Annotated in this window: 6 protein-coding genes and 1 pseudogene; 2 read left to right on the top strand and 5 right to left on the bottom strand. The window is 73.5% G+C overall.

All coding sequences use genetic code 11. From position 1 onward, the window contains the following. From GT042_RS26460 to GT042_RS26445, 4 genes are all read right to left on the bottom strand, one after another. On the bottom strand, nucleotides 1–657 hold a 657-nt coding region (locus GT042_RS26460), incomplete at its 3' end, for a serine hydrolase domain-containing protein (RefSeq protein ID WP_161311240.1). 82 nt (nucleotides 658–739) lie between these two features. After that, entirely contained in the window at nucleotides 740–1,621 is an 882-nt protein-coding gene (locus tag GT042_RS26455; RefSeq protein ID WP_237531200.1) for an ABC transporter ATP-binding protein, read from the bottom strand. After that, nucleotides 1,618–2,379, bottom strand: coding sequence for a cobalt ECF transporter T component CbiQ (cbiQ, locus tag GT042_RS26450; protein WP_161311239.1), 762 nt, complete (start codon nucleotides 2,377–2,379; stop codon nucleotides 1,618–1,620). The genes GT042_RS26455 and cbiQ overlap by 4 nt, the downstream gene beginning before the upstream one ends. 1 nt (nucleotide 2,380) lies before the next feature. Continuing rightward, nucleotides 2,381–3,442: an energy-coupling factor ABC transporter permease gene (locus GT042_RS26445; RefSeq protein WP_161311238.1), complete on the bottom strand. Its 1,062-nt coding sequence runs from the start codon at nucleotides 3,440–3,442 to the stop codon at nucleotides 2,381–2,383. A 300-nt stretch (nucleotides 3,443–3,742) separates the two neighbouring features. Between GT042_RS26445 and GT042_RS26440 the strand changes: the two genes are divergently transcribed. Next, nucleotides 3,743–4,156 carry an SsgA family sporulation/cell division regulator gene (locus tag GT042_RS26440; RefSeq protein ID WP_161311237.1) on the top strand — a complete coding sequence of 138 codons (414 nt, stop codon included), beginning with the start codon at nucleotides 3,743–3,745 and terminating at the stop codon, nucleotides 4,154–4,156. 204 nt (nucleotides 4,157–4,360) lie between these two features. Further along, complete coding sequence (locus GT042_RS26435; protein ID WP_161311236.1) at nucleotides 4,361–6,157, top strand: AfsR/SARP family transcriptional regulator; 1,797 nt, start codon at nucleotides 4,361–4,363, stop codon at nucleotides 6,155–6,157. A gap of 23 nt (nucleotides 6,158–6,180) precedes the next feature. Here the strand turns inward: GT042_RS26435 and GT042_RS26430 are convergent. Next, nucleotides 6,181–6,414 (bottom strand): annotated as a pseudogene (locus GT042_RS26430) (hypothetical protein); the annotation flags it as partial.

The raw sequence follows: 6,414 nt of genomic DNA, 5'->3' as shown, positions 1-6,414 counted from the left end.
CCCCTCGGCGGCGGGCGGCGCCTCGGCGGGGCCGATGCGGCCGACCCGGTGGGCCTCCTCGGCGGGCAGCCCGACCCAGAAGTCCAGCCCCAGCGGCCCGGCGATCTCCTCCGCGATCCAGCGGCCGACGCTCCGGCCGGTGACCCGCCTGACCAGTTCGGCGATGAGCCAGTTGTGGGTGAGCGCGTGGTAGCCGTGGTCGGTGCCCGGCTCCCAGAGGGGCCGCTGGGCGGCGAGCGCCCGCGCGCCCGACTCGCCGTCGATCGCCTCGGCCGGGGTCAGCGGCCGGTCCAGGGCGGGCAGTCCGCCCCGGTGCGTGAGCAGGTGCCGTACGAGCACCCGCTCCTTGCCCGCCGTCTTGAACTCGGGCCAGTACGTGCCCACCGGGGCGTCGAGGTCGATCTGCCCGCGCTGGTGGAGCAGGAGGAGGACGGCGGCGGCGATGCCCTTGGTGGCGGAGCGGACCGTCTGCGCGGTGTCCAGGGCCCAGGGTTCCGTCCCGTCGACGTCCCGCGTGCCGGCCCACAGGTCCACGACCTTCTGTCCGTCGCGGTAGACGGCGACGGCCGCGCCGCGTTCACCGAGCCGCTCGAAGTTCCGTACGAAGGCATCCCTGACCGGCTCGAAGCCCGCCGCCACCGTGCCCTGGACGTCCACGCCCGCACTCCCGCCCGTCGTACCGCTCGCTGTTCCGATCCGGTCGCCGCTCGCGCGCGCGTACCGCTCGGAAGAAACATACCTACGACGCGACGGGTCCCGGCGCCACGGACTTCGGGTCGAAACCGAACGGCAACTCCAGGCGGTGCGCGCCCATCAGCGCCCCGTCACCGAGCAGATCGCGGGTGGCACCGTCCGCGACGATGACGCCCTCGCTCAGGATGACGGCGCGGGGGCAGAGTTCGAGCGCGTACGGCAGGTCGTGCGTGACCATCAGCACGGTGATGTCCAGCGACCGCAGGATGTCGGCGAGTTCACGCCGTGACGCCGGGTCGAGGTTGGACGACGGTTCGTCGAGGACGAGGATCTCCGGCTCCATGGCCAGGACGGTCGCGACCGCGACGCGGCGGCGCTGGCCGAACGAGAGGTGGTGCGGGGGGCGGTCCGCGTACTCCGCCATGCCGACCCGTCCGAGCGCGGTGGTGACCCGCGCCTCCAGCTCCGGGCCGCGCAGCCCGGCGGCGGCCGGGCCGAACGCCACGTCCTCCCGGACGGTCGGCATGAACAGCTGGTCGTCCGGGTCCTGGAAGACGATGCCGACCTGCCGCCGGATCTCCGCGAGGTTCCGCTTCTCGACCGGCAGCCCGGCGACGGCGACCGTGCCGGCCCCGGCGTCGAGGATGCCGTTCAGGTGCAGGACGAGCGTGGTCTTGCCGGCCCCGTTGGGACCGAGGAGCGCCACCCGCTCCCCGCGCGCGACGGTCAGGTCGACGCCGAAGAGCGCCTGGTGGCCGTCGGGATAGGCGTAGGCGAGGCCCCGGACGTCGAGGGACGCCGGCCGGGGGGTGGAGGGGGCGGTGGCGGTGGCGGGTGCGGGTTCGGGCGTGGGGTCCTGGGGCGTCAGGGCGTGGGGTGTGGGTTCCAGGGGCGTGGCGTCCTGGGGTACGGGGTCCGGCCGAGTCATAGGGTCCAGCCAAGCAGACACACCGCGAGCGCCGTCACCGGGAGGGCGGCGGCGTACCGCCACTGGGCCCGCGACGCCGTCACCTCGTCGATCACCGGCATCGTGCCCGTGTAGCCCCGGCTCACCATCGCCAGGTGGACCCGCTCGCCGCGCTCGTACGAGCGGATGAACAGGGCGCCCGCCGTCTTGGCCAGCACCCCCCAGTGCCGTACGCCCCGCGCCTCGAAGCCGCGCGAGCGCCGGGCGATGGACATCCGGCGCATCTCGTCCGTGATGACGTCTCCGTACCGGATCATGAAGGAGGCGATCTGGACGAGCAGGGGCGGCAGCCGCAGCCGCTGGAGGCCCAGCAGCAGCGATCGCAGCTCGGTGGTCGAGGCGAGGAGGACGGACGCGGCCACGCCGAGGGTGCCCTTCGCGAGGACGTTCCAGGCGCCCCAGAGCCCGGGGACGCTCAGGGGGACGCCGAGGACGTGGATCTCGTCGCCGGGGACCACGAAGGGCATCAGGACGGCGAAGGCGACGAACGGCACCTCGATGAGCATCCGCCGCAGCAGGAATCCGGCGGGGACACGGGCCGCCGCCGCGACCGCCGCCAGCAGCAGCGCGTACAGGCCGAACGCCCAGACCGCCTCGCGCGGGGTGGAGACCACCACGAGGACGAAGCAGAAGACGGCGGCGAGCTTGCAGTGCGGCGGCAGGTCGTGGACCGGGCTGTGGCCGTGCCGGTAGAGCTTGTGGGCGTGACCGGCGCCCATGTCAGACGCTCCCGCCGGCGAAGGACGTCACGGAGCCGTCGCGGTCGGCCGTACGGCGCCGGCGCACCGCCCAGAAGATGCCGCTGCCCACGGCGACGGTGCCGGCCACGCCGATGACGCCGGCGAGGCCGCCGGAGATCCGGGCGTCGGTGATGTCCTTGACGCCGTAGTCGGCGAGCGGGGAGTCGGCGGTGTGGTGCGGCTCGGTCTTCTTGTCGATGCCCTGGTCGGCGGCGACCTTCTCCAGGCCGTCGGGGTTCGCGGAGGCGTAGAACGAGACAAAACCGGCCAGTACGAGGGCGGCGACCAGGCCCGTCGCCCAGACCGCGCGGGTGGACCGCGCCGCCACGGGGACGGGCGCGGCGGCGGGCGCCGCGTCGACCAGTTCGCCGCCGACCCGCAGCTTGAGCGGGGCGGAAAGGCCCCGGGCGCCGTGGACCAGGTCGGGGCGTACGGCGATGACCGCGCCCACGGTCAGCGCGGTGATGGCGGCCTCGCCGATGCCGATCAGCACGTGGACGCCGACCATGCCGGTCAGGACCTTGCCGATCGGGATGTCCGTGGTCCCGCCGATCGCGTAGAAGAGGGTGAAGCCGATCGCGGCGGCCGGTACGGAGACCAGGGCGGCGACGAAGGACGCGATGGTCACGGAGCGGCGGGCGCGGGGCAGGATCCTCACCAGCGCGCGGAAGAGCGCGTACGAGACGACGGTGGTGATCACGGCCATGTCCGTGATGTTCACGCCGAGCGCGGTGAGGCCGCCGTCCGCGAAGAGGATGCCCTGCATCAGCAGCACGACGGAGATGCAGAGCACGCCGGTGTACGGGCCGACGAGTATCGCGGCCAGGGCCCCTCCCAGGAGATGGCCGCTGGTGCCGGTGGCGACCGGGAAGTTGAGCATCTGTACGGCGAAGATGAAGGCGGCGACCAGCCCGGCCAGCGGCGCGGTGCGCTCGTCCAGCTCGCGGCGCGCGCCGCGCAGGCTGACGGCGACGGCGCCCACGGCGACCACGCCGGCGGCGGCGGAGACGGGCACGTTGATGAATCCGTCGGGGACATGCATGGCGGGCTCCGCTTCCTGCGGGGGCTGTTGGGGACCGGGCGGTGGTCACCGTCTGCCGACGGTGGGGAACCGTCTGATGATAGGGCCCTCTTGCGAACAGCTCGCAAGAGCAGGTTGTATGCAACCCGCCCTCCCGGGGAACGAGGGGGTGCGGGGAAGCGTGAGGCGGCCCGACCCCTCAGGAGCGACATGTCCCCATTTGACTGTTTTGTGTGACTATGAAATGAAGGTCCGATAAAGCCTGCGGGGTCGTGACGCCAGACTCACCGTCCCCGGCTCTCACCCCAGAGGAGCGAGCCGATGCCACCCGTCGTGGAACAACCCGCCAAAGCCCGTCTGATCACGGACGCCGCCCAGCACAGGACCGTCCCTGTGACACTGCTCTACGACGGCGCCGATCCGCTCGCGATGCGCATCGTGTTCCCTCCCGAGGTCTCCCTCGACCGGAGCGAGGTGGTCTGGGCCTTCGCCCGCGACCTGCTCGAAACGGGCCTGCGCCTGCCGTCCGGCACGGGTGACGTGCTGGTGTGGCCGTGCGGGCGGGCCCAGACCGTCCTGGAGTTCCACTCGCCGGACGGGGTCGCGCTGGTGCAGTTCGACAACGCGCCGCTGCGGCGGTTCCTGGAGAGCTCGTACGCGATGGTCCCGGCGGGCAAGGAGCATCACGAGATCGAGGTCGAGAACGAGCTGGGGAACCTGCTGAACAAGACCTGATCACCTCGCGCGGGCACCTGATCACTTCACGCGGGCACCCGGTCACCTCACGCGCGCATCCGATCACCCCCCGGCCGCCGGTGCCGGTCACGCCCTCACGCGTGGCCGGTATCGGTGGCCGGTTCCCGAGCGATAACCCACGGATAAGGCGGACGCCTAGCTTCTGAATCCATGCGGGACGGTCACACCAGAAAGGAGTGGCGCATGGATTTCAGGATTCTCGGGCCGGTGGAGGCCCGGCGTGGTGGGGAATGGGTCGCGCTGTCCGGTTCCAAGGTGCACACGGTCCTCGCGGCGTTGCTGCTGGCCCGTGGGCGGGTGGTCTCCGACGCGAGACTCGGCGCGCTGCTGTGGGGATGGGATCCGCCCGTCACCGCCAGCGCGCAGATCTACACGTACATCTCGCGGCTGCGCAAGCACCTCGGCGAAGAGGTCGAGATCGTCCGGCGCCAGCCCGGGTACGTGCTGCGGGCGCCCGGCGCCCGGATCGACGTCGTGGAGTTCGAGCGGCTGGACCGGCTCGGGCGCGAGGCGTTGCAGGACGGGCGGCACCTGGAGGCGCAGGCGCTCCTGACGGAGGCGCTGGGGTGGTGGCGCGGTTCCGCGTTGTCGAACGTCACCGAGTTCCTGCTGGAGGCGGAGCTGCCGCAGCTGGAAGAGGCCCGGATGTTCGCGCTGGAGAACCGGATAGAGGCGGATCTCGCCCTCGGCAGGCACGAGCAGGTGACCGCCGAACTCACCGGGCTGGTGGGCGAGTTCCCCGTACGGGAGCGGCTGCGCGCCCAGCTCATGACGGCGCTGTACCGGTGCGGGCGGCAGGCCGACGCGCTCCACACGTACTACGAGGGGCGCAAGGTTCTCGTCGACCAGCTCGGGGTCGACCCGGGCGAGGCGCTGGGGGCCACCTACCAGGCCGTGCTGGGCGGGGAGTTGGGCCTCGCGGAGGCGGGCGGGTTCGGGCGCTCCGGCGCTCCCGCGATGCTGCCCGCCGCCGAGGGTGAACTGGCGGGGCGCGACGCCGAACTGGCCGCGCTGACGGCCCGGCTCGGGTCGCCGGACGGCAGGCCGCGGCGGCTGCTGGTCACCGGCATGGCGGGGGTCGGCAAGACGGCCCTGGCGGTCCGGGTGGCGGTCGACAGCGCGGAGCACTTCCCCGACGGGCAGCTCTTCGCCGAGCTGTGCCGTCCCGACGGCACCGCGAAGGACCCCGGCGAGGTGCTGGTCAGGCTGCTGCGGGCTCTGGGGGAACCGGGGCTCGACGGCGCGGGCGGCGCGGGAGCCGCCCAGGACCGGGACGAGCTGGTACGGCTCTACCGCGCCCGCACCGCGGGCAAGCGGCTGCTGGTGGTCCTGGACGACGCGGCGGGTGACCTCCAGGTGGCCCCGCTGATGCCGGCGGGCGCGCGGTGCGCGGTGCTGATCACCAGCCGGTCCCGGCTGGCCAGGGTGACGGGCGCCGACACGGTGGCGCTGGCCGCGCTGGACGACGACGACGCGCTGGCCGTCCTCGCGGCGGCGGCGGGCCGGGACCGGTTGCTGGCCGATCCCGACGCCGCCGACGACCTCGTGGCGTACTGCGGCGGGCTGCCGCTCGCCCTAGCCGTGATGGGCGCCAGGCTGGCGGCCAGGCCGCACTGGCCGGCCCGCCGGTTCGCGGACCGGATGGCGGATCCCCGGACGCGGCTCGCCGAGCTGTCCTTCGGCGATCTGGACGTGCGACGGGCTCTGCTGCCCTCGGTGCGCCGGACGACACCCCAGGGACGGGAGACCCTGGCGGCGTTGGCCGGCTGGGGCACGGAACCGTTCTCGGCGCGCGAGGCCGGCACGCGGCTGTCGCTGCCGGAGGAGGCGGCGGAGCGGCTGCTGGAGTCGCTGGTGGACGGCGCGCTGCTCGACCTGTCGGGCCTGGACCCGCAGGGGCTGCCGCTGTACCGGTGCCACGAACTGGTGCTCCTGTACGCCGCCTCGATGGGCGCGCACGACACGACGGCGGTGGGGTGAGCGCCGGGGTCCCGGGGGTGGCCTCACCAGGCGCCCCGGAGCCGTACCAGCGTCGGGGCGTCGGACACCAGCGAGGGGCCGATGGTGCTGCGTACGACGGCCCACGCGTCGGAGACGACACGTTCGCGGGGCGGGCGCGGGGTCTGGGTGAAGCTGCTCGCCGTGACCGCCCACATCGCGGCGATCGCGGCGACGGCCCGTACCTCGGCCGCGGGCTTCGCGGGCCGGGCGCGGCCCCGGCCGACGTCGATGCGCAG

Origin of the sequence: Streptomyces sp. SID3212, assembly GCF_009865405.1 — a bacterium.
Lineage (GTDB): Bacteria > Actinomycetota > Actinomycetes > Streptomycetales > Streptomycetaceae > Streptomyces.
This window is presented reverse-complemented; position numbering and strand designations above follow the sequence as displayed.

Excerpts from the sequence above, each read along its gene's own strand:
- GT042_RS26455 (WP_237531200.1), bottom strand. The coding sequence starts at position 1,621 with ATGACTCGGCCGGACCCCGTACCCCAGGACGCCACGCCCCTGGAACCC.
- cbiQ (WP_161311239.1), bottom strand. The coding sequence starts at position 2,379 with ATGGGCGCCGGTCACGCCCACAAGCTCTACCGGCACGGCCACAGCCCG.
- GT042_RS26445 (WP_161311238.1), bottom strand. The coding sequence starts at position 3,442 with ATGCATGTCCCCGACGGATTCATCAACGTGCCCGTCTCCGCCGCCGCC.
- GT042_RS26440 (WP_161311237.1), top strand. The coding sequence starts at position 3,743 with ATGCCACCCGTCGTGGAACAACCCGCCAAAGCCCGTCTGATCACGGAC.
- GT042_RS26435 (WP_161311236.1), top strand. The coding sequence starts at position 4,361 with ATGGATTTCAGGATTCTCGGGCCGGTGGAGGCCCGGCGTGGTGGGGAA.